19 protein-coding genes are annotated in these 20,089 nt (G+C 70.4%); 5 read left to right on the top strand and 14 right to left on the bottom strand.

Features of this window, described 5'->3' with window-relative positions:
- Nucleotides 1–24: 24 nt before the first annotated feature.
- Nucleotides 25–888, bottom strand: a complete 864-nt coding sequence (locus tag DDV73_RS15925) for a hypothetical protein (protein ID WP_109508242.1) — start codon at nucleotides 886–888, stop codon at nucleotides 25–27.
- A 103-nt stretch (nucleotides 889–991) separates the two neighbouring features.
- On the opposite strand from DDV73_RS15925, the gene DDV73_RS15920 reads away from it, so the two are divergent.
- Nucleotides 992–1,333 carry an MmcQ/YjbR family DNA-binding protein gene (locus DDV73_RS15920; protein WP_109508241.1) on the top strand — a complete coding sequence of 114 codons (342 nt, stop codon included), beginning with the start codon at nucleotides 992–994 and terminating at the stop codon, nucleotides 1,331–1,333.
- 15 nt (nucleotides 1,334–1,348) lie between these two features.
- Here DDV73_RS15920 and DDV73_RS15915 read toward each other — a convergent pair whose 3' ends face one another.
- On the bottom strand, nucleotides 1,349–2,146 hold the full coding sequence (locus DDV73_RS15915) for a hypothetical protein (protein ID WP_109508240.1): 798 nt from the start codon (nucleotides 2,144–2,146) through the stop codon (nucleotides 1,349–1,351).
- Nucleotides 2,147–2,306: 160 nt separating this feature from the next.
- Nucleotides 2,307–2,672, bottom strand: a complete 366-nt coding sequence (locus DDV73_RS15910) for an effector-associated constant component EACC1 (RefSeq protein WP_109508239.1) — start codon at nucleotides 2,670–2,672, stop codon at nucleotides 2,307–2,309.
- A gap of 188 nt (nucleotides 2,673–2,860) precedes the next feature.
- On the opposite strand from DDV73_RS15910, the gene DDV73_RS15905 reads away from it, so the two are divergent.
- Nucleotides 2,861–4,324 (top strand): caspase family protein, encoded by a 1,464-nt coding sequence (locus DDV73_RS15905; protein ID WP_276310118.1) that lies wholly within the window; start codon nucleotides 2,861–2,863, stop codon nucleotides 4,322–4,324.
- A 24-nt stretch (nucleotides 4,325–4,348) separates the two neighbouring features.
- On the opposite strand, the gene DDV73_RS15900 is transcribed toward DDV73_RS15905, so the two are convergent.
- Nucleotides 4,349–7,750, bottom strand: a complete 3,402-nt coding sequence (locus tag DDV73_RS15900; RefSeq protein WP_109508237.1) for a pyruvate carboxylase — start codon at nucleotides 7,748–7,750, stop codon at nucleotides 4,349–4,351.
- A 134-nt stretch (nucleotides 7,751–7,884) separates the two neighbouring features.
- Between DDV73_RS15900 and DDV73_RS15895 the strand changes: the two genes are divergently transcribed.
- The 3 genes from DDV73_RS15895 to DDV73_RS15885 are packed head-to-tail and all read left to right on the top strand — an operon-like array spanning nucleotide 7,885 to nucleotide 9,754.
- Nucleotides 7,885–8,928, top strand: coding sequence for a DNA/RNA non-specific endonuclease (locus DDV73_RS15895; RefSeq protein WP_161962422.1), 1,044 nt, complete (start codon nucleotides 7,885–7,887; stop codon nucleotides 8,926–8,928).
- Entirely contained in the window at nucleotides 8,925–9,338 is a 414-nt protein-coding gene (locus tag DDV73_RS15890) for a hypothetical protein (RefSeq protein ID WP_109508235.1), read from the top strand. The genes DDV73_RS15895 and DDV73_RS15890 overlap by 4 nt, the downstream gene beginning before the upstream one ends.
- The gene (locus DDV73_RS15885; RefSeq protein WP_154402779.1) at nucleotides 9,338–9,754 is read left to right on the top strand and encodes an antitoxin YezG family protein; all 417 of its coding nucleotides are present in this window, start codon (nucleotides 9,338–9,340) and stop codon (nucleotides 9,752–9,754) included. The genes DDV73_RS15890 and DDV73_RS15885 overlap by 1 nt, the downstream gene beginning before the upstream one ends.
- Before the next feature lie 10 nt (nucleotides 9,755–9,764).
- On the opposite strand, the gene DDV73_RS15880 is transcribed toward DDV73_RS15885, so the two are convergent.
- From DDV73_RS15880 to DDV73_RS15835, 10 genes are read right to left on the bottom strand one after another with little or no spacing between them, the layout of a single operon-like run.
- Complete coding sequence (locus DDV73_RS15880; RefSeq protein WP_161962421.1) at nucleotides 9,765–10,604, bottom strand: alpha/beta fold hydrolase; 840 nt, start codon at nucleotides 10,602–10,604, stop codon at nucleotides 9,765–9,767.
- The gene (locus tag DDV73_RS15875; RefSeq protein WP_109508232.1) at nucleotides 10,597–11,199 is read right to left on the bottom strand and encodes a LutC/YkgG family protein; all 603 of its coding nucleotides are present in this window, start codon (nucleotides 11,197–11,199) and stop codon (nucleotides 10,597–10,599) included. The genes DDV73_RS15880 and DDV73_RS15875 overlap by 8 nt, the downstream gene beginning before the upstream one ends.
- A complete protein-coding gene (locus DDV73_RS15870) occupies nucleotides 11,196–12,623 on the bottom strand; it encodes a lactate utilization protein B (RefSeq protein WP_109508268.1) in 1,428 nt (475 codons plus the stop codon). The genes DDV73_RS15875 and DDV73_RS15870 overlap by 4 nt, the downstream gene beginning before the upstream one ends.
- 17 nt (nucleotides 12,624–12,640) lie before the next feature.
- Complete coding sequence (locus tag DDV73_RS15865) at nucleotides 12,641–13,381, bottom strand: (Fe-S)-binding protein (protein ID WP_109508231.1); 741 nt, start codon at nucleotides 13,379–13,381, stop codon at nucleotides 12,641–12,643.
- A gap of 8 nt (nucleotides 13,382–13,389) precedes the next feature.
- Nucleotides 13,390–14,358 carry an ABC transporter substrate-binding protein gene (locus tag DDV73_RS15860; RefSeq protein WP_109508230.1) on the bottom strand — a complete coding sequence of 323 codons (969 nt, stop codon included), beginning with the start codon at nucleotides 14,356–14,358 and terminating at the stop codon, nucleotides 13,390–13,392.
- Between the two features lie 57 nt (nucleotides 14,359–14,415).
- Complete coding sequence (locus DDV73_RS15855) at nucleotides 14,416–15,441, bottom strand: ABC transporter permease (RefSeq protein WP_206050903.1); 1,026 nt, start codon at nucleotides 15,439–15,441, stop codon at nucleotides 14,416–14,418.
- The gene (locus DDV73_RS15850; RefSeq protein ID WP_109508229.1) at nucleotides 15,438–16,994 is read right to left on the bottom strand and encodes a sugar ABC transporter ATP-binding protein; all 1,557 of its coding nucleotides are present in this window, start codon (nucleotides 16,992–16,994) and stop codon (nucleotides 15,438–15,440) included. Before DDV73_RS15850 ends, DDV73_RS15855 begins: the two co-directional genes overlap by 4 nt.
- Complete coding sequence (locus tag DDV73_RS15845; RefSeq protein ID WP_109508228.1) at nucleotides 16,987–17,847, bottom strand: amidohydrolase family protein; 861 nt, start codon at nucleotides 17,845–17,847, stop codon at nucleotides 16,987–16,989. Before DDV73_RS15845 ends, DDV73_RS15850 begins: the two co-directional genes overlap by 8 nt.
- Nucleotides 17,844–18,779 carry an aldo/keto reductase gene (locus tag DDV73_RS15840; protein WP_109508227.1) on the bottom strand — a complete coding sequence of 312 codons (936 nt, stop codon included), beginning with the start codon at nucleotides 18,777–18,779 and terminating at the stop codon, nucleotides 17,844–17,846. Before DDV73_RS15840 ends, DDV73_RS15845 begins: the two co-directional genes overlap by 4 nt.
- Nucleotides 18,772–20,055 (bottom strand): enolase C-terminal domain-like protein, encoded by a 1,284-nt coding sequence (locus DDV73_RS15835; protein ID WP_109508226.1) that lies wholly within the window; start codon nucleotides 20,053–20,055, stop codon nucleotides 18,772–18,774. The genes DDV73_RS15840 and DDV73_RS15835 overlap by 8 nt, the downstream gene beginning before the upstream one ends.
- Nucleotides 20,056–20,089: the final 34 nt, after the last annotated feature.

Below are 20,089 nucleotides of genomic sequence, written 5' to 3'. Positions count from 1 at the left end.
TCGGGCAGCCGGGCTCAGACCCTGCTAGAAGGAGCCGCCGTCGAAGCCGCCGCCGTCGAAGCCGCCGCCGCCCATGTCGAACCCGCTGCCGACATCGCCGCCACCGCCCGTCCACTCGCCGCCGCCCGGATCGCCGCTCCCACCGGGATCGCCGCCAAAGCCGTCCCAGCCATCAGGAGGTGTCTCGGCCGGCATGCCCTGGACGGCCGGGTCGGACCAGACGGGCATCATCGCGGAGAGCAGGAAGATCGGCATGATGCCGCTGACGACGTACGACGCGAAGTAACCCTCGGCGTACGGCGCGTAGGCCGGGCCACCCTGGTACCACGGCACCATCCGGTTGCCGGCGCGGACCTTGCGGACCGCCGGCTCCGCGCCCTGCCGGATGCGCTCGGCATCGGCGAGACAGACCGGCACCTCGCGAGGTACGCCGCCCGGCGGCGCCCACTCGACGTCGGTCTGCGCCGGGCCGTGCGCCGGGTTGAAGAAGCAGGGCGGACGCCGCTCGGGCAGCGGCTGGTCGTCGCGCCGGGCCAGCACGCACGCCATCGCGTAGCGGCCGTCCTCGAGCGCGTGTGTGACCTCCTTGACGTCAGCCGGCTTCGCCACGTCGCGCAGCAGCGACTTCGCGCTCTCGTAGGAGTCCAGGGCACGTTGGTAGTCCTGGCGCATCGGGGTGTCCAGGTCGGTGGTCATGGTCTCGATGTGGAGGTCCTGGAGCTCCTCGCCGAACTGGGTGACGTCCTCGTCGGCCACCTTGCGCACCTGGCGCAGCGAGTCGGCCTCCAGCGCGACCGCGCGCTTGCGCTTGCGCAACTGGTCGGTCGTGGCTCCGGCTACCAGCAGACCGGCGACGATCACCAGGATCAGGACGATCACCCAGCTCATGCTTCGATGGTAGGCAGCGCGGCGCCTGCCGACCATGGACTTCGGCGCCTCGTGTCCGACGTGTGACCAGACTTTGCCGGGGAGCCGACCAGGGAGGGGCCAGATGGTCGAGGTGGACGACGTACGCCGGCTGGCGCTGAGCCTGCCGCGGACCACCGAGCACCTCATCCGGGACCGGGTGAAGTTCCGGGTGAAGCAGCTGGTGTATGTCGCGTTCAGCCGCGATGAGACGCTGATGGGCTTCGGTTTCCCGAATGAGCAGCGCGCGGCGCTGGTCGAGAGCGAGCCCGACAAGTTCCAGTTGCCGTCGGTGGGTGACATGCGGTACCACTGGGTGGTCGCCAGGCTGGCCGCGCTCGACGAGCAGGAGATGACCGAGCTGGTCACCGACGCCTGGCGGATGGTGGTGCCCAAGTCCGTCGCCCGCGAGCACCTCGGGTCGTAGAGGTCGCGCCAGCGCTCAGGGCCGCCGCCGTCGCCGCTCCGGCGGGTGGTAGCCGAGGACGCCCGCCGACCGGTCGGTGTGCCGCCGGCGGTCCCACTCATGGGCGCCGTACCAGTCCAGTGCCGCGAGGTCGGCGTCGTACGACGGCGGCTCGGCGCCCCAGTCCAGCGAGGTCAGCACCTCGTGCGGGACGGCCGCTCGGGTGTGGGAGCCGAAGTAGCCCTCGGCGTACGCCCGGTACGCCGTGCCGGCCTGGAACCACGGCACGTACCGGCCACCCGCTCGCACCAGCCGCACCTCGGGCGCGACACCGAGCAGCAGTCGGTCCGCGTCGGCCCGGCAGACCGGCACCTGCAGCGACGGCTGGCCCTCCGGTGCCCAGTCGACGCGCACCTCGGCGGGACCGTGCGCCGGGTTCAGGAAGCACGGCGGCCGCCGCTCCGGAACCTGCTGGTCGCGACGCCGGGCGAGCACGCAGGCCATTGTGTGCCGGCCATACTCGAGGGTGCGAGTGGCGTCCTTGACGGTGCCGGTGGCCGCGGCGCTGCGCCCCAGGCTGCGGGCCCGCTCGTAGCACTCGACCGCCCGCTCGAAGTCCTGGCACAACGGTGACCCGGGCTCGTCGGTGAGTGTCTCGAAGTAGAGATCGGCCAGGTCGTCGGCGAACCGCGCGAGGTCCTCCTCGACCGCCTTGCGGGCGAGGTCACGCTTCTGGACCTCCATCAGCCGGCGGCGGACACGCGCGCGGCGACGGCGCCCGACGAGCACGCCCACCAGGCACAGCACGATCAGGACCGCCATCAGGCCGACCATGCCCTGAGTCTAGGAAGATCAACGCCACCTGCGCCGCCCCCTCACGCCCAGACGTTGCCGATCCGTGCCCCGATCGAGACCTGCGCGGACTGGGCACCTCTGGTTCACGCGCACGGCGCCGAGCCGGCACTTTCGGCACGTGCGAGGAGCCACCTGACCGTCACGCGTCTGGCTGAAGGCTGTGCTGAAGCAGTCTCTCGATCTCCGCCTTGGGCATGGATTGGGTGAACTCGTAGGTGGTGTCTCCATCCACGACTGTCACCGCGACCTTCGTACGACGCGACTGCAACCAGCTATAGATGGCGGTCGCGATTCCAGCCGCGGCGGCGGCCACATCACCCGTAGCGACGATCACCTGGATGACGTCACTGAGTGCGCCAAGGTCCCCTTCTTTGAGCTCCGGAGGCTTCCTGACCACGCGCACGCCGGGCGTCCGCTCCCGCCGTACCCAGTCCTGCAGCGTCCGCAGTTCCAGCTCAAGGTCGGTCCGCGGACCCTGACCCCCAACGCTAAGTTCGAGACCCACATGCCCTCCTCGCTGCTCTGCCGGACTCCAGTCTGACACTCCCGCCGTTGGCGGTCGCCTACTCGGTCGGCGAAAACGCGGCAATGCTGCCACCCGTCGCGGGCCGCGAAACGGGTGAAATATCAGTCCGTTTCGCGGCATGCTCTTAAGAGACGCCGGACACGGCCAACAGATGGCGGGAGAGCCAGGTGAGCACGGACGGAACGAGGGCGCGTTGGGCGGCGCTCCTGGTTGGCACAGCCCGGAACGACGCCGGGATGACCACGCTTCCTACAGTGCGGAACAACCTAGACGACCTGCGGGAGGTGCTCACGGACTCGAGCCTGGTCGGCATGGATCCGTCGAATGTCGACGTGGTGGTCGACCCCAATTCCGAGCATGAGGTACTTGACCCGCTGTCCAGGCTCGCCGATCGAGATCTGGACTTCTTGCTGTTCTACTTTGCCGGCCACGGCCAGACCGACGAAGAAGGCCACCTTTTTCTGGCAACCACTCAGACCCCAAACCGGGCCGATGGCTTGGAGTGGCGCTCGGTCGAGTTCAGACGCGTCCAGCGCGTCATCCGCCGCGCGGTTGCCGATGTGCGGTTGATGGTCTTGGACTGTTGCTTCGCCGGTCGGGCGCTGGACGTGATGTCCAGTGCCGATGCAGTCGTACGTGGCGCGGTCGGGACAGCAGGCGCCGTGACTTGGGTGGCCAGTCCGGCTTCCGAGACCGCAATGGCGCCAGCGGGTGAGCGACATACCGCGTTTACGGGTGCGATCCTCGGCCATGTGACCGGGGATCTGCGGACTCCGGAGGCCGACTTTCTGACGCTCGACACGTTGGTACGGCGAACTCGCGAGACCTTGCGCAGCCAGGGGCGTCCAGAACCGCAGGTGCAAGCACAGGGCAGCGGTCTTGACTTGCCTCTTGTCCTGCGCCCGGCCCGCGACCAGCGACCGGCCGTGCAGGAGTTGGGGCCTGACACGAGAAGCGCGCAGCCTGACGTGGACCGTAGGTCCGAAGGCTCGGGCATCCCAGCCACGTCCTCGGACGCCGGCCTGTTCCCCAGCAAGGCTCGCCTGCCAGACGGCACCGTGATTCGCCGCCTGCGGACCCCGCAACAGGACGCGGCGGTGGCGAACAGGGTGGGGACTCCACTCCGGCGCGCGGACGCCGACAAGGTCAAGTTCCACAATCTCCCGCAGCCTGCGCGAACCTGGTGGGGCGGGACCAGAATGACTCACATCCGAACCTGGCAGTGCAACATAGCCGGGTTCCCATCGCCGACGGGAACCACTTGGCAGCTGACCGTGGAGCTCGGTGAGGATCCGCTTGCGACCGTTCGTGACCACCGTCGACGCGAAGAGGTCTACCACCTGTCATTGATGAGTGAACCGGTGGCGAGTGTCTCTCGGCTGAGTCATCCTGCTGGCATCTGGCATCCCGTGCTCGAGGAGATGCCCGACGACTTCTTCTGGCTGGGCACCCACAACGGGAAGATCACCCCCGACCGGTTCTCGATGGAGCTGTCCAGCCCCGCACACAGGTCGATCGAGCTGTGGGTGAGCCTGCCGCAGACGCTGGACGAGTTCACTCGCACCGGCATTCGATCGATCGGCCAGGCAGGAGTCAACCTTCGCCATGCGACGATCGAAGGGACGCTGTGACCTGCCGGTCGCTGGCAGGCGACGCTAGCTGAGGACCAGGACGAGGTCGCCGCCCTCGACCTGCTGGGTGCCGGGAAGGGCGAGCCGCTGGACGGTGCCGGCGACTGGGGCGGTGATGGCGGCCTCCATCTTCATCGCCTCGATCACGGCGACCTTGTCGCCGGCCTCGACCGTGTCGCCCTCGGCGACCGAGATCGTGACCACGCCGGCGAACGGGGCGGCGACCTGGCCGGGCGTGTTCGGGTCGGCCTTCTCGGCGGCGGGCACCTCGGCGGCGACGCTGCGGTCGCGGACGCTGACCGGCCGGAGCTGGCCGTTGATCGTGCACATCACCGACCGGAATCCGCGCTCGTCGGGCTCGCTGATCGACTGCAGCCCGAGCAGCAGCCGCTTGCCCTCGTCGAGGTCGACGGTGTGCTCCTCGCCGCCGCGCAGGCCGTAGAGGTAGTCGAGGGTGGGCAGCACCGACACGTCGCCGTACCGCTCCCGCGTCTCGGCGAACTCGCGAGACGGGCCCGGGAACAGCAGTTCGTTGAGGGTACGGCGCCGGTCGGCGGCCGCCTCCGAGGCCAGTGCCTCGCTCTGCTCCGGGGTCAGCGACGCGGCCGGCGCAGTCCACGTCCGGCCGGCGAGCGCCTTGGTCCGGAACGGCTCCGGCCAGCCGCCGGGCGGGTCGCCGAGCTCGCCGTTGAGGAAGCCGACGACGGAGTCCGGGATGTCGAAGCGGGACGGGTTGGCCTCGAACTCGGCGGGGTCCGCGCCGACTGCGACCAGATGCAGGGCCAGGTCGCCGACCACCTTCGAGGACGGCGTCACCTTCACGACGTTGCCGAGGATCCGGTTGGCGGCGGCGTACATGTCCTCGATCGCCTCGAACTTCTCGCCGAGGCCGAGCGCGATCGCCTGCTGGCGCAGGTTGGAGAGCTGGCCGCCGGGGATCTCGTGGGTGTAGACCCGTCCGGTCGGCGACGGCAGCCCGGACTCGAAGGGGGCGTAGACCCGGCGGGTTGCCTCCCAGTAGGGCTCCAGCGCGCAGACCGCGTCCAGCGACAGCCCGGTCTCGCGCGCGGAGTGGTCGGTCGCCGAGACCAGCGCGGACAGCGCCGGCTGCGACGTCGTACCGGCCATCGGTGCGGAGCACGCGTCGACCGCGTCGACGCCGGCGTCGATGGCCGCGAGCAGCGTCGCGAGCTGGCCGCCGGGGGTGTCGTGGGTGTGCAGGTGGACCGGCAGGTCGAAGCGCTCGCGCAGCGCGGTGACCAGGGTCCGCGCGGCCGGCGCCCGGAGCAGCCCGGCCATGTCCTTGATCGCCAGCACGTGCGCGCCGGCGTCGACGATCTGCTCGGCCAGCCGCAGGTAGTAGTCGAGCGTGTAGAGCGTCTCGGTCGGCGAGGACAGGTCGCCGGTGTAGCAGAGCGCCACCTCGGCCACCGACCGCTCGGTGTCGCGCACCGCGGCGATCGCCGGCCGCATCTGCTCGACGTCATTGAGGGCGTCGAAGATCCGGAACACGTCGATGCCGGTCTCGGACGCCTCGTGCACGAACGCGTCGGTGACCTCGGTCGGGTACGGCGTGTACCCGACCGTGTTCCGGCCGCGCAGCAGCATCTGCAGGCAGATGTTGGGGACCGCCTGCCGCAGCGCGGCGAGCCGCTCCCATGGGTCCTCGGTGAGGAAGCGCAGCGCCACGTCGTACGTCGCGCCGCCCCAGGCCTCCAGCGACCACAGCTCGGGCGTGGTCCGGGCGACGTGGCCGGCGACCAGCAGCAGGTCGCGGGTGCGCACCCGGGTCGCCAGCAGCGACTGGTGGGCGTCGCGGAACGTGGTGTCGGTGACCGCCACCTCGGTCGCGGCCCGCAGCTGCCGGGCGAACTCCTCCGGCCCGAGCGCCAGCAGCCGCTGGCGGGTGCCGTCGGGTGCCGGGACGACGAGGTCGACGTCGGGCAGCTTCAGCGCGGGGTCGACCGAGACCGGCGCCGGGCCGTGCGGCTGGTTGACGGTGACGTCGGCGAGGTAGGTCAGCAGCTTGGTGCCGCGGTCGCCTGACGCGCGGGCGTTGAGCAGCTGCGGGTGGTTCTCGATGAAGGCGGTGGTCAGCCGTCCGGCCGCGAAGTCGGGGTCGTCCAGGAGTGCCTGCAGGAAGGCGATGTTGGTGGCCACGCCGCGGATCCGGAACTCCGCGACCGCCCGCCGTGCCTTCTCGACGGCCTTGTCGAAGGTCCGGCCGCGGCAGGTCAGCTTGGCCAGCATCGAGTCGAAGTAGCCGGACACCTCGGCGCCGGTGTACGTCGTACCGCCGTCGATGCGGACGCCGGCGCCGCCGGGGGAGCGGTACGTCGTGATCTTGCCGGTGTCGGGCCGGAACCCGTTGGCCGGGTCCTCGGTGGTGATCCGGCACTGCAGCGCCGCGCCCCGAACCACGACGTCGTCCTGCGACAGACCGAGGTCGGCCAGTGTCTCGCCGGCCGCGATCCGCAACTGCGACTGCACCAGGTCGACGTCGGTGATCTCCTCGGTGACGGTGTGCTCGACCTGGATCCGCGGGTTCATCTCGATGAACACGTAGTTGCCGGCCGGGTCAAGCAAGAACTCCACGGTCCCGGCGTTGCGGTAGCCGATCTCGCGGGCGAACCGCACGGCGTCCGCGCAGATCCGGTCCCGCAGCTCCGGGTCGAGGTTGGGCGCGGGCGCGATCTCGACGACCTTCTGATGCCGCCGCTGCACCGAGCAGTCACGCTCGTACAGATGGATCACGTTGCCCTCGCCATCGGCCAAGATCTGGACCTCGATGTGGCGCGGGTCGACCACCGCCTGCTCGATGAACACGGTCGGGTCGCCGAAGGCGCTCTCCGCCTCGCGCATGCAGGTCTCGATCGCCTCCCGCAGCGCCTCGTTGTCCGGGCCGGGCTCGTCCACCCGCCGCATCCCGCGGCCGCCGCCACCCGCGACCGCCTTCACGAACAGCGGGTACGGCAGCGCCTCGGACGCCGCGACCAGGGTGTCCACGTCGGTGGACGGGTCGACGCTCGCCAGGGTCGGTACGCCGGCGGCCTTGGCGGCGGCGATCGCGCGCGCCTTGTTGCCGGTCAGGGTCAGCACGTCCGCGGTCGGCCCGACGAAGGTGATCCCGGCGTTCGCGCACGCCTCGGCCAGCGCGGGGTTCTCGGACAGGAAGCCGTAGCCGGGGTAGACCGCGTCGACACCGGCCTTCACCGCGACCGCGACGATCGCCTCCGGGTCGAGGTAGGCGCGCACCGGGTGCCCGCGCTCGCCGATCTCGTACGCCTCGTCGGCCTTCAGCCGGTGCTCGGACCCGCGGTCCTCGTAGGGGAACACCGCGACCGTGCGCGCGCCGATCTCGTACGCCGCCCGGAAGGCGCGGATCGCGATCTCACCACGGTTTGCCACCAGCACCTTGTTGAACATGGCCCTGAGGTTAGTGGCCCAGGTCTCACCGCTTCACCGCGAGCCCACAACGTGGAGGGGTTCGCGGCAGGCCCCCGCACCAAAGAGCCGTTATGGTCGGTCTGTCCGATGTTGACCGTCGAGAACGGGGTGGCGTGGCCGAGGTCGGCAAGATTCTGGAGTCGCTCCGTGAGGCGAGCTCCGGCCTCGACGCCGCGATGGCCGCGACCCGACGGGGCCAGAAGCACGCACGCGAGGTGGAGCAGAGACTCGGCCGCACCGGCTTGCGGCGGATGGCCACCGAGATGGGCCAGGTCGTGAAGCTGATGGCGAAATGCGGTCAGGCCATGGTTGCCGATCAGAAGCTGCTTGCCGAGCTGGCCACGCGTACGGCGTTGGTGCCTGACGATGCCTCGCCGGACGAGGTCGCCGCGAGCCTGGGCCTCGTATCCGGTGAGCTTCAGCAGCTCGCTGGTCGGCTTCCTGGGACCGCGAAGAATCTGGACGACAGCCAAGCCATCGTGGCGATGGTTCTGAAGGGTGCTCGACCAGGACCCCTGCTCGGCCGCATCGAGGAGATCCGAGCGCCACTCACCGGTGTCCTCGGCTCCGTCGAGGCGGCACGGAAATGCACGGACGAGATGATCGCCGAGGTGCGCGACGCCGGCCGCGTCGGCGGCGGTGCTGCTAGCACGGCAGCTGGCACGATCGCGCTGTCGTCCACGGATCCCACTCACCGGCGTCAGCTCAACAAGCCCCCACCGAACTCCACAGTCGTCGTCGACGAGCGGTTCCAGTACGAAACCGACGAGCAGGGCCGAGTCGTCAGGGCAACCGCCACGCTTGACCTGATCGACCTGGAGCACCCGCGCAGCAAGAGTGCTCAACGCACGCTGGTCGGCAAGCTGCCTGGTGACCATGCCGGCCATCTGTTCGCGCGGATCTTCCAAGGCCCGCTCGGCAAGATCAACCTGACGCCGATGGAAGGGGCCAAGGTCAACCTCGGCCAGTACGCCACTCTCGAGAAGGTGTGGCGCAAGGAGATCGAGGCCGGCCGCTCGGTCAAGGTGTTCGTGGAGTTGGAGTACCCCGGCGACGACCGTCGTCCGGACATCATCGAGGTCGGTACTGAGATTGGTGGCCGCATTCGATGGGTCACAATCGAGAACAAACCCAAGCCTGAAGGGTCAACGGAATGATCGAGACGACTGGCGAACTCATGCGCGAGATCGGGGAGTCGCTCGTGCGAACGGCGCCTGAGGGCTGGCGCAAGATGGAGCTCCACGTCACCTCTGCTGGGGGAATGACCCAGACGACGGTCGATGGTCATCGGTCGGACGGGACGATAGACACGTCATGTGCGCTCGACCGCCCAGGTCGGTTGGCCGCCCACGAGATTCGCGAGGCGATGTACCAGCCCGGCAAGGGGAGTTGGTACAACGCGCGCTTCACGCTCACCCCTGACGGAAGCCTGGAGTCGGAATTCGACTATGACAACGCACCGTTCGACGGTGACGCTGACGAGGCGCTGCTCATCGACGATCAGGAGCGGCTCCCACGTGACCCGGAGAACCTGCCGGACTGGCACCCGTCCCGGCGTGCCGACTGATGTCGCTGCTCGGACAAGGTGAGTTGCTGGAGCGCATCGGGAAGGCAATGGCATCTTCCGCAACCGACGACTGGCGAATGATCACCCTCGAGTTCTCCGCTGTGCGCTCGATGTCTCAATCAGAGCTCAGAATCGAGTCCAACGACGGCCGGATCGACGGGTCGCAACTGGTCGCCGACGAAGGCGACGAAGCGTGCGAGGATCTTCGCGCCGCGATGTATCAGCCGGGCAAGGGCACCTGGTACAACGCCACCTTCACCATTACTAAGGACGGCAACTTGGTGTCGGAGTTCGACTACGACAATCCGCCGCTCGAAGGCGAGGCGGAGGACATTCTGCTCACCGACGACCAGGAGGGGTTCCCACGGAACCCGGAGAACCTGCCCGACTGGCACCCGTCGCGGCCCACTGACTGACGGCGCGAGATCAGGCTGGGTCCCTGTCGGTGAACCGCCGTACCGCGTCCCGGAACGCGTCCGGCTCCTCGAGGTGGGCGAGGTGCCCGCTCGCGCTGAGGATGGTCAGCTCCGCGCCGGGGATTCCTTCGGCCAGTTCCCGCGCCGAGTCCAGCGGAGTGATGAAGTCCGCCGCGCCGGTCAGCACCAGCGTCGGCACGGCGATCTCGCCGAGCCGGTCGCGGATATCCCAGCGCTCCTCCTGGCGGTTCGGGTCGAGGGTGATGGCGAGCGCGTCCCGCCAGCCGGCGAGCCCATCCTCGATCGCCGCGTAGTCGTGGAAGTACATCGGCAGCAGCCGGCGGAACGCGTCCAGATGCGCCTCCGGCTCAGGTGGGTCGTCGTGCCACGCCTGGACGATCTGCTCCGACAGTGGGTCCCCCGGTGGGCGGTCGGCGACCCATGCCTCGATGTTGCGGTAGGCCCGCTCGAACAGCTCGGGTCCGTAGAAGGCCGCACCGCCGTACACGATGATCCCGGCCAGCCGGTCGGGGAAGTCCAGCGCGGTCTGGAGGGCGACGAACGCGCCGTGGGAGTGGCCGAGTAGGAAGACGTTCGGCTCGCCGAGGTGCCGGGCCAGCTGGTCGGCGAAGGACGCGTAGCGCTCAATCGAGTAGTTGCCGTCGGGCAGCAGGCCGGAGCTCCCGCTTCCGGGCGGCTCGGCGTACACCAGCGTCAGGTGCTCCTCGAGCATCCCTAGTCGCAGGTAGCTCCAGTCGAGCCCGGGACCGCCGGGGTAGACCAGGCAGACCGGGCCGCTGCCGTGGACGTGGTAGGCGATCCGCACTCCGCCGAGCGTGACCTCAGGCACGAAAAGAGTCTGCCACCACAACGTGGAGGGTGCGTGGACCGTGCACGCCTTCGACCCGGTCCAGCTCGATGTCGCTGGTGGCGGACGGGCCGCTGACCCAGGTGAGCGGGCGTGCGGGATCGAGCAGCGCGACGGCCTGCGGTACGCCGTACACGAGCTGGTCGGCGCGGACGATGCAGACGTGGACGTCGGGCACCAGGCTCAGCGCCCGGCGGCCCTGGCCGGGGCCGTGATCGAGGACCAGGGTGCCGGTCTCGGCGATGCCGAGTGCCGCACCGGTCACCACCGCGTCGACCGCGTCCAGCTCGGCGGCGGCCTGGCCGGTGTCGGCGAGACCGTCGACCGGCCACGGGAGGCCATCCGGGACGATCGGCCGACGGCCCGCGAGCGCGGCCTCGACCGCCGCGGACACGTCGGCGTCGGGGACCACGACCGCGGTCGCGCGGTAGTCGGTAACCCGTTCCACGAACAGCGCGACCAGGTCGGCGCCGTCGGGCGGCGTGACCCGATAGTCCCGGGACACCGGCGGCGAGGAGCGGTCGGCGTCCGCCAGCGCCCGGCGTACCCGCCCGAGGATCTCGTCCCGCGCGCTCATGCGTCACCACCTCCTCCGGTACGCCGCCACCAGGCGCGGAAGGACTCGCGCGGCGGGGTCGGCAGGTCGCGGGCGTCGGTCCATGCGCTCGCCGGGCCGGGCAGCCGCCGGGCCAGCCGCGTGGCCAGCCGGCCGGTCAGGCCGCTCACCCGCTCGGCCGCGGCCAGTCGGCGCGCTCGTCCGAAGACCCAGGACGCGGCCGACATCGCTGCCGCCTCGCCGCCCGGCAGCCCACCGCGGTGGGCGTCGACGACCTGGGATCGCAGCTCGACCAGCACCGACGGGATGTCGATCGCGACCGGGCAGACGTCGTAGCAGGCGCCGCACAGCGACGACGCGTACGGCAGCGAGTCGACCTGATCGTCGACGCCGACCCCGCGCAGCAGCGGGTTCAGGATCGCGCCGATCGGGCCGGGGTAGACCGAGCCGTAGGCGTGCCCGCCGGTGCGGCTGTAGACCGGGCACACGTTCAGGCAGGCCGAGCAGCGGATGCAGCGCAGCGCCTGCCGGCCGACCTGGTCGGCGAGCGCGCGGGTACGGCCGTTGTCGAGGAGGACGACGTGCACCTCCTGCGGCCCGTCACCGGGCGTCACGCCGGTCCAGGTCGAGGTGTAGGGGTTCATCCGCTCGCCGGTCGAGGAGCGGGGGAGCAGCTGCAGGAAGACGTCGAGGTCGGCCCAGGTCGGCACCACCTTCTCGATGCCGACCACCGAGACCAGCACCTCCGGCAGGGTCAGACACATCCGGCCGTTGCCCTCCGACTCGACCACGACCAGCGTGCCGCTGTCGGCGACCGCGAAGTTGGCGCCGGACACCGCGACCTTCGCTCGGAGGAACTTCTCGCGCAGATGCTCCCGGGCGGCTGCCGCGAGCTCCGCCGGCTCGTCGGTGAGGCCGTCGGGCGCCGGCCGGCCCGCCGTACCCATCGCCCGCTGGAAGATCTCGCGGACCTCCGCCCGGTTGCGGTGGATCGCCGGCACCAGGATGTGGCTCGGCAGGTCGTCGCCGAGCTGCACGATCAGCTCGGCGAGATCGGTCTCCCAGGCGGCGATCCCGGCCTCGGCCAGCGCCTCGTTGAGGCCGATCTCCTGGGTGGCCATCGACTTGACCTTGACCACCTCGTCGGCGTCGTGCGCCTTGGCCACCGCGGCGACGATCGCGCACGCCTCGGCCGCGTCCCGCGCCCAGTGGACGGTCGCGCCGCTCGCGGTCAGCGACGCCTCCAGCTGCACCAGGTAGTCCTCGAGGTGCAGGAGTACGTCGTCCTTGATCGCCGCGCCGGCCGCCCGCAGCGCCTCCCACTCCGGCACCTCGGCGACCGCAGCCGCACGCTTGGCGCGGATGGTGCCGGTCGCCCGGGCCAGGTTGCCGCGCAGCTGGCTGTCGGCCAGGGCGTCCCGGGCGGCGGTGGGGAAGGCCGGCATCCCGACGAAGGTCCCGGTCACACGCTCACCTTCTCGGTCGCGGCCAGCACTTCGGCCAGGTGCAGCACCCGGACCCCGGACCGCTGCCGGGACAGCAGGCCGCCGATGTGCATCAGGCAGGAGCTGTCGCCGGCGACCAGCACCTCGGCTCCGGTCGACCGGACGTGGTGCGCCTTGTCGCTGCCCATCGCAACCGAGGTGTCGGCGTTCTTGACCGCGAAGGTGCCGCCGAAACCGCAGCACTCGTCGGCGGCCGGCAGCTCCACCAGCTCGATCCCGCGTACGGCGCGGAGCAGGGCCAGCGGCCGGTCGCCGACTCCCAGCATCCGCAGCGAGTGGCAGGTCGGGTGGTAGGTGACCCGGTGCGGGAAGTAGGCGCCGACGTCGGTCACGCCCAGCACGTCGACCAGGAATTCCGACAGCTCGTAGACCTTGGGCGAGACCTCGGCGACCCGCTGCACCAGCGAGGCGTCGCCGGACCGGCGGGCAACCAGAGCGTGCTGGTGCCGCGCCGACCCGACGCACGAGCCGGACGGGGCCACGACCGCGTCGTACCCCTCGAAGGCCGAGACGAAGGCACGCAGCGGTGGCACCGCCTGGTCGACGTACCCGCTGTTGATCATCGGCTGGCCGCAGCAGGTCTGGCCCTGCGGAAACTCGACCTCGCAGCCGAGTCGCCGCAGCAGCCGGACCACTGCGCGGCCGCGCTCAGGGAACAGTGCGTCGTTGATGCAGGTGACCATGAGCGCGACGCGCATAGGCTCCCTCACTCGTAAAGGACCGCGGCGATCTCCGGGTCGTCGATGTTGGACTTGTCGTACCAGTAGAAGCCCGTGTCGATGGTCTCCGGAAGCTCTTCGCCGTCCATCGCCTTGACCGCGGCCTTCACCAGCTCCTCGCCCATGCCGACCGGGTTCTGGGTGATCGCGCCGGCCTCGGCGCCGCTCTTGATCGCGTCGATCTGCGCCTTGCCGGAGTCGAAGCCGACCACCGCGATGTCCGTGGCGCCGGCCTCCTCGATGCCCTTGAGTACGCCGATCGCGGAGCCCTCGTTGGCGCCGTAGAAGCCCACCACGTCGGGGTTCGCCGACAGGATCGACTTGGCGATGTCGGCCGACTTGGCCTGGTCGCCGGCGCCGTACTGGACCGGCAGCACCTCGATGTCGGGAGCGTTCTCCTCCATCCACTCGATGAAGCCGTCGCGTCGCTGCTGACCGGTCAGGCTGGTCTGGTCGTGGACCACGATCCCGACCTTGCCCTTGCCGCCGACCAGCTCGGAGAGCCGCTTGGCCGCCTCGGCAGCGGCCGCCGAGTTGTCGGTGGCTGCGGTGGTGACCGGGATGTCGCTCTCGACGCCGGAGTCGAACGCGATCACCGGGATCTCGGCGGCCTGCGCCTCCTCGAGCAGCGGTGCCGCCGCCTGGCTGTCCAGGGCGGCGAAGCCGATCGCGTCGGGCTGCTTGGCCAGCGCGTTGGTCAGCATCGTCATCTGCGCCTCGATGTCGGCCTCGGTGGCCGGGCCCTCGAAGGTGATCTCGACGCCCTGGCGCTTGGCCTCCTCCTCGGCGCCCTGCTTGACCGCCTGCCAGAACTGATGCTGGAAGCCCTTCGAGACGATCGCGATGTAGGGCTTGTCCCCCGAGCCCGCACCGCCGCCGTCGTCCTTCGCACAGGCCGCCAGGCCGAGGGCCAGGGTGAGGGCTGCCAGGCCGGCTCCCCATCGCTTGGTGTTCATCGTTGTGCTCTCCCTAGTGGTGTGTTGCAGCGGTTGTTGCAGTGGTTCCCGAGAGGCTCAGGCTCGTTGCTTGCGGAACATGTCGGCGTACACCGCGACCAGGATCACCAGGCCGAGGATGACGTTCTGCCACTCCTGCGGGATCGACAGCAGCTGCAGGCCGTTGTTGAGCACCGAGATGATCAGCGCGCCGATGACGGTGCCGGAGATGGTGCCCTTGCCGCCGGCCAGCGAGGTCCCGCCGATGACCACGGCCGCGATCGCCTGCAGCTCGTAGCCCGCGCCGGTGGCGGGCTGCGCGGAGCCGAGGCGGGCCGAGATCATCACGCCGGCCAGGCCGGTGAACAGCCCGGCCAGGGTGTAGATCGCGATCTTCCAGCCGCGGACGTTGATGCCGCTCAGCGCGGTGGCTTCCTCGTTGCTGCCGATCGAGTAGGTGTACCGGCCGAGCACCGTCCAGCCGAGGATCACTGCCGACACGATCACCGCGAGGATCAGCACCAGGACGGCGTTCGGGAAGTCGACGCCGAGCAGCTCCCCGGTCGAGATCTTGCGGTAGCTGGGGGCGTCGGTGAAGTAGATCGGGGCGCTGTCGGAGATCACCAGCGCCAGTCCCTGCGCGACCAGCATCATCGCCAGCGTGGCGATGAACGGCGGCAGTCCGAGCACGGCCACGTTGACGCCGTTCACCAGCCCGATCAGGCCGCCGAACAGGATCGCCAGGAGTACGCCGAGCGGCACCGGCAGCCCGAGGTTGATCACGAACACCCCGGACATCACCGCGCACAGCGCCATCCCGGTGCCGATCGACAGGTCGATGCCGGAGGTGATGATCACGAACGTGGTGCCGAGCGCCAGCAGCCCGATCACGACCGTGCTGAACAGGATGTTGGTGATGTTGTAGTACGTCATGAAGGTCGGGCTCGCCCACGAGAAGTAGAGGACGATCGCGATCAGGCTGGCGAAGGCGAGCAGCTGCTGCAGCTGGTCCATCGCGGTCCCGGCCCAGCCGGTCGGCGCGCGCATCACCGTGGTCCGGCCGACCGGGTCCGGGCCGTCCGGCTTCTTGTCCAGAATGGTCATCGGCTTCCTACCTTCGGGGTCACGCTCTTGCTGAGAGGTACGACGGGAGTCGGCGCCGGATGGCGCGCGGTGGCCAGGTGCATGACGCTCTCCTGGGTGGCCTCGTCGTGGCCGAGCACGCCGCTCACGCGGCCGCCGGCCATCACCACCACCCGGTGCGACATCCGCAGCACCTCGGGGAGCTCGGAGCTGATCATGATGATCGACTTGCCCTGTCCGGCCAGCTCGTTGAGGAGGGCGTAGATCTCCTCCTTCGCGCCGACGTCGATGCCGCGGGTCGGCTCGTCGAAGATCAGCACGTCGCAGTCCTTGGCCAGCCACTTGGCGATGACCACCTTCTGCTGGTTGCCGCCGGACAGGTTCCGGGTCGTCTGCCGCACCGACGGCGTCCGTACCCCGAGCCGGGCGACCTGCTGCTGCGCCTCCGCTCGAGCGGCCCGCCCGTTGACGAAGCCGAGCGTGCTGAACCGCTCGCCGAGGGCGGGCAGCGCGATGTTCTCCTCGACGGTCTGGTCGACGAGCAGGCCGAGGTGCTTGCGGTCCTCGGACAGGTAGCCGATCCGTCGTCGCGCGGCGTCGGCCGGCGTCCGGATCGAGACCGGCCGGCCGTTCATGACCACCACGCCCGCGCTCTTGCGGTCGGCCCCGACCAGGGCCCGGGCGACCTCGGTCCGGCCGGCGCCCATCAGCCCGGCGAAGCCGAGGATCTCGCCCCGGTGCAGGTCGAAGGAGACCTCGCGCAGCAGCGGCTTGGTGGACAGCCCGCGCACGCTGAGCACCACGTCGCGGTCGTGCCGGACGCCGACCGGCTTCGCCTCGGCGTCGATGGTCCGGCCCACCATCAGCGAGACCACCTCGCGCACCGACGTGGCCGGGGTGTCCAGGGTGTCGACGTACCGGCCGTCACGGATCACGGTGATCCGGTTGCTGATCGCCTTCAGCTCGTCCATCCGGTGCGAGATGTAGATGACGCCACTGCCGTCGGCGACGTAGCGCCGGATCAGGTCGTGCAGGGTCGCGACCTCGGCGTCGTTGAGCGCGGCGGTGGGCTCGTCCATGATCAGCACGCGCGCGTCGTACGACAGCGCCTTGGCGATCTCGACCATCTGCTGCTGGGCGACCGTCAGCCCGCCGACCAGTGCCCGGACATTGAGCGGCAGGCCGAGCCGCTCGACCAGGGCCGCTGCCGTCCGGTTGAGCGCCCGCTCGGACAGGAGTACGCCGCCCAGACGGGGCTCGCGGCCGATGAAGAGGTTCTGGGCGACCGTGAGGTCCGGCATCAGGTTGAACTCCTGATGGATGATGCTGATCCCGGACGACTGCGCGTGCCGCGGGTTGCGCGGGAAGTAGGGCTGGCCGTCGAACCGGAAGAAGCCGGTGTCGGGGGAGTGGATCCCGGACAGCAGCTTCATCAGCGTGGACTTGCCGGCGCCGTTCTCGCCGACCAGCGCCAGCACCTCGCCGCGGCGCAGGTCCAGGTGCATGTCGGCGAGCGCCTGAACGCCCGGGAAGCCCTTGCTGACGCCGGACACCTCCAGCAGCAGGTCAGCCATGAGTTTCGCCCCTCTCGGCAAGTACCCCGAGTCCGTAGGCGCGCGTTGCCGTGCCGTGGAGCACCAGGTCCTGCTCGTCGGCGGTCAGCTCACCGATCAGCTCCGACAGCACCTGCCAGTGCGCGCCGTACCCACCGGACAGCACGCTGACCGGCCAGTCGCCGCCGTACATCAGCCGGGCCGGACCGAAGGCGTCCAGCGCGGTCTCCCACACCGGCCGCAGCGCATCGGCGGTGAACGGCTGCCCCTCGACGTGCAGGCCGCTCACCTTGGCGACCGTGTTGGGTACGACGGCCGCGGTGCGCAGCGCCAGCTCCCAGTCGGCCAGCTCGCCGCTGCCGCGCGGCGGCTTGCCGAGGTGGTCGATGACCACGGTCAGCTGCGCCAGCTCGGCGGCCAGCCCGGCGACCTGGGCCAGGTGCCGCGGCCAGGCGTCGGGTACGTCGAACGCCAGCCCCGCGTCGGCAACCAGGGCCAGCGAGGTGCGCACCTCGGGCAGCAGCAGGAAGTCGTCGCGCGGGTCGTCGTGGACCAGGTGCCGGATGCCGCGCAGCTGCGGGTACGCCGCGAGCTCGGCCAGCTGGGCGGCTGTGACCCGGCGGTCGTCGAGCTGCACCCAGCCGACCACGCCGACGAACGCGGCGTACCGCTCGGCGACGTCGAGCAGGTAGGCGGTGTCGGCGGTGGAGTCCTCGGCCTGCACCAGGACCCCGGCGGTGATGCCGGCCGCGGCCAGCTCGTTGGTGGATTCGGCCGGCGAGAAGCTGCGGTTGAGCGGGCCGTGCTGGGGGCCGAGCCAGGCGTAGTCGCTGATCGCGAGGTCCCAGACGTGCACGTGGCTGTCGACGATCATCCGGTCACCAGTCCTTCCTCGCGCAACGCGTCCCACAGCGCCTCGGGCGGCTCCGTCGCCAGGTAGCCGGCGTTGGCCGCGATCTGGGAGGACTCGACGCCGCCGGCAACCACCGACACCACGGCCGGGTGCCGGAGCGGGAAGTGCAGGGCGGCCGCGGCCAGCGGTACGCCGAAGCGCGCGCACACGGCGGCGGTCCGGCGGGCCCGGTCCAGCACGTCGCCGGTCACCGGCGCGTAGTCGAAGGTCGACTCGCGGGTAGGCTCGGCGGCGAGCAGGCCGCCGTTGAAGACCGCTGCCGCGACCACTGCCACGCCCTCGGCGTCGCAGACCGGCAGCGTCTCGGCCGCCAGCGACTGGTCGGCCAGCGTGTACCGGCCGGCGGCCATCAGCACATCGACCAGGCCCGAGCGGGCCGCAGCGAGCAGCGCTGCGGTGTCCATCGACCCGACGCCGACCTGTCCGGTGACGCCTTCGGCCTTGAGCTTGGCCAGCGCCGGAAGCCCATCACCGAGGCCGCGGTCGAGGTCCCAGCGCTCCGGGTCGTGCAGGTAGACCACGTCGACCCGGTCCAGGCCGAGCCGCTCGAGCGAGGCGGCCAGGCCGCGCCGTACGCCGTCCTCGGTGAAGTCCCAGACCCGCCGGGTCACCGCCGGCACCACGAAGCCCTCGTCGTCGAGCGCGTCACCGCCGCCGGGGTTGTCGACCAGCACCCGGCCGACCTTGGTGGACACGACGTACTCGTCGCGCGGCTTGGTGGCCAGGAACGCGCCCAGCCGGCGCTCGGAGAGCCCGAGGCCGTAGTGGGGAGCGGTGTCGAAGTGCCGGATCCCGTTCTCCCAGGCGGCGTCCAGCAGCGCCCGCGCCTGCTCGTCGGTCATCGCCAGGCGGTGGTTGCCAATGCCGGCGCAGCCGTAGCCAAGATCACTCATTGCGGTGCCTGTACTCGTCGATCGAGGCCGCCAGCATCTCCGCGCCGCTGCCGGGCGCGGTCGGGGCGAGGTAGCTGCCGGCGTCGATCCGCACGGGCGTCACGAAGTGCTCGTGGAGGTGGTCGACGTACTCGATCATCCGGCCGTCGGTGGTCCCGGAGACCGCGACGAAGTCGAACATCGACAGGTGCTGGACCGCCTCGCACAGGCCGACCCCGCCGGCGTGCGGGCAGACCCGGACGCCGAACTTGGCGGCCAGCAGCAGGATCGCGATGTTCTCGTTGACGCCGGCCACCCGGGTGGCGTCCATCTGCAGCACGGTCAGCGCGTCGGCCTGGAGGAACTGCTTGGCCATCACCCGGTTGGCCATGTGCTCGCCGGTGGCCACCGGGATCGGCGCCACCGCGCGGGCGATCGCGGCGTGGGCGAGGATGTCGTCGGGGTTGGTCGGCTCCTCGATCCAGGCCACGTCGAACGGCGCGAGCGCGGCCATCCAGCTCACCGCCTCGTCGACCTCCCACCTCTGGTTGGCGTCCACGGCGATCAGGATGTCGGGTCCCACGGTCTCGCGGGCCAGCCGGAGCCGGCGTACGTCGTCGTCGAGGTCGGCGCCGACCTTGAGCTTGATCTGCGCGAAACCGGCGTCCACCGCCTCCCGGCAGAGCCGGACCAGCTTGGCGTCGTCGTACCCGAGCCAGCCCGGGGTCGTGGTGTACGCCGGGTAGCCGGCATCCAGCAGCTCCTGCTCGCGGCCGGTGCGGCCGGGCTCGGCCTTCTCCAGGATCTCCAGCGCCTCGTCGCGGGTCAGCGCGTCGCTGAGGTAGCGGAAGTCGACCAGCTCGACGATCTCGGCCGGGCTCATCCGGGCCAGCAGCTGCCAAAGCGGAAGCCCGGCGCGCTTGGCCTTGAGGTCCCACATCGCGTTGACCACCGCGCCGACAGCCATATGCATGACGCCCTTCTCCGGGCCGAGCCAGCGCAGCTGCGAGTCGTGGACCAGGTCCCGCCAGAAGCCGCCGAGGTCGGCGAGCGTCGCCTCGACCTCGCGGCCGACGACCCGTTCGCGCACCGCCTCGATCGCCGCGACCTGGACGTCGTTGCCGCGGCCGATGGTGAACACGAAGCCGTGGCCGCTGTGCCCGTCGCCGGCGTCGGTGACCAGCTCGACGTACGCCGCCGAGTAGTCGGGGTCGGGGTTCATCGCGTCCGAGCCGTCGAGCGTGATCGACGTCGGGAAGCGCACATCGTGGGTGTGCATCGCGATGATGCGGCTCAAGGTGGGGCTCCTGGTGGCTCGGTGATCGGAGTCG

This window comes from Nocardioides speluncae (assembly GCF_003121585.1).
GTDB lineage: Bacteria > Actinomycetota > Actinomycetes > Propionibacteriales > Nocardioidaceae > Nocardioides > Nocardioides speluncae.
The sequence above is the reverse complement of the archived record's forward strand: the minus strand, read 5'-3'. Positions and strand labels throughout refer to the sequence as shown.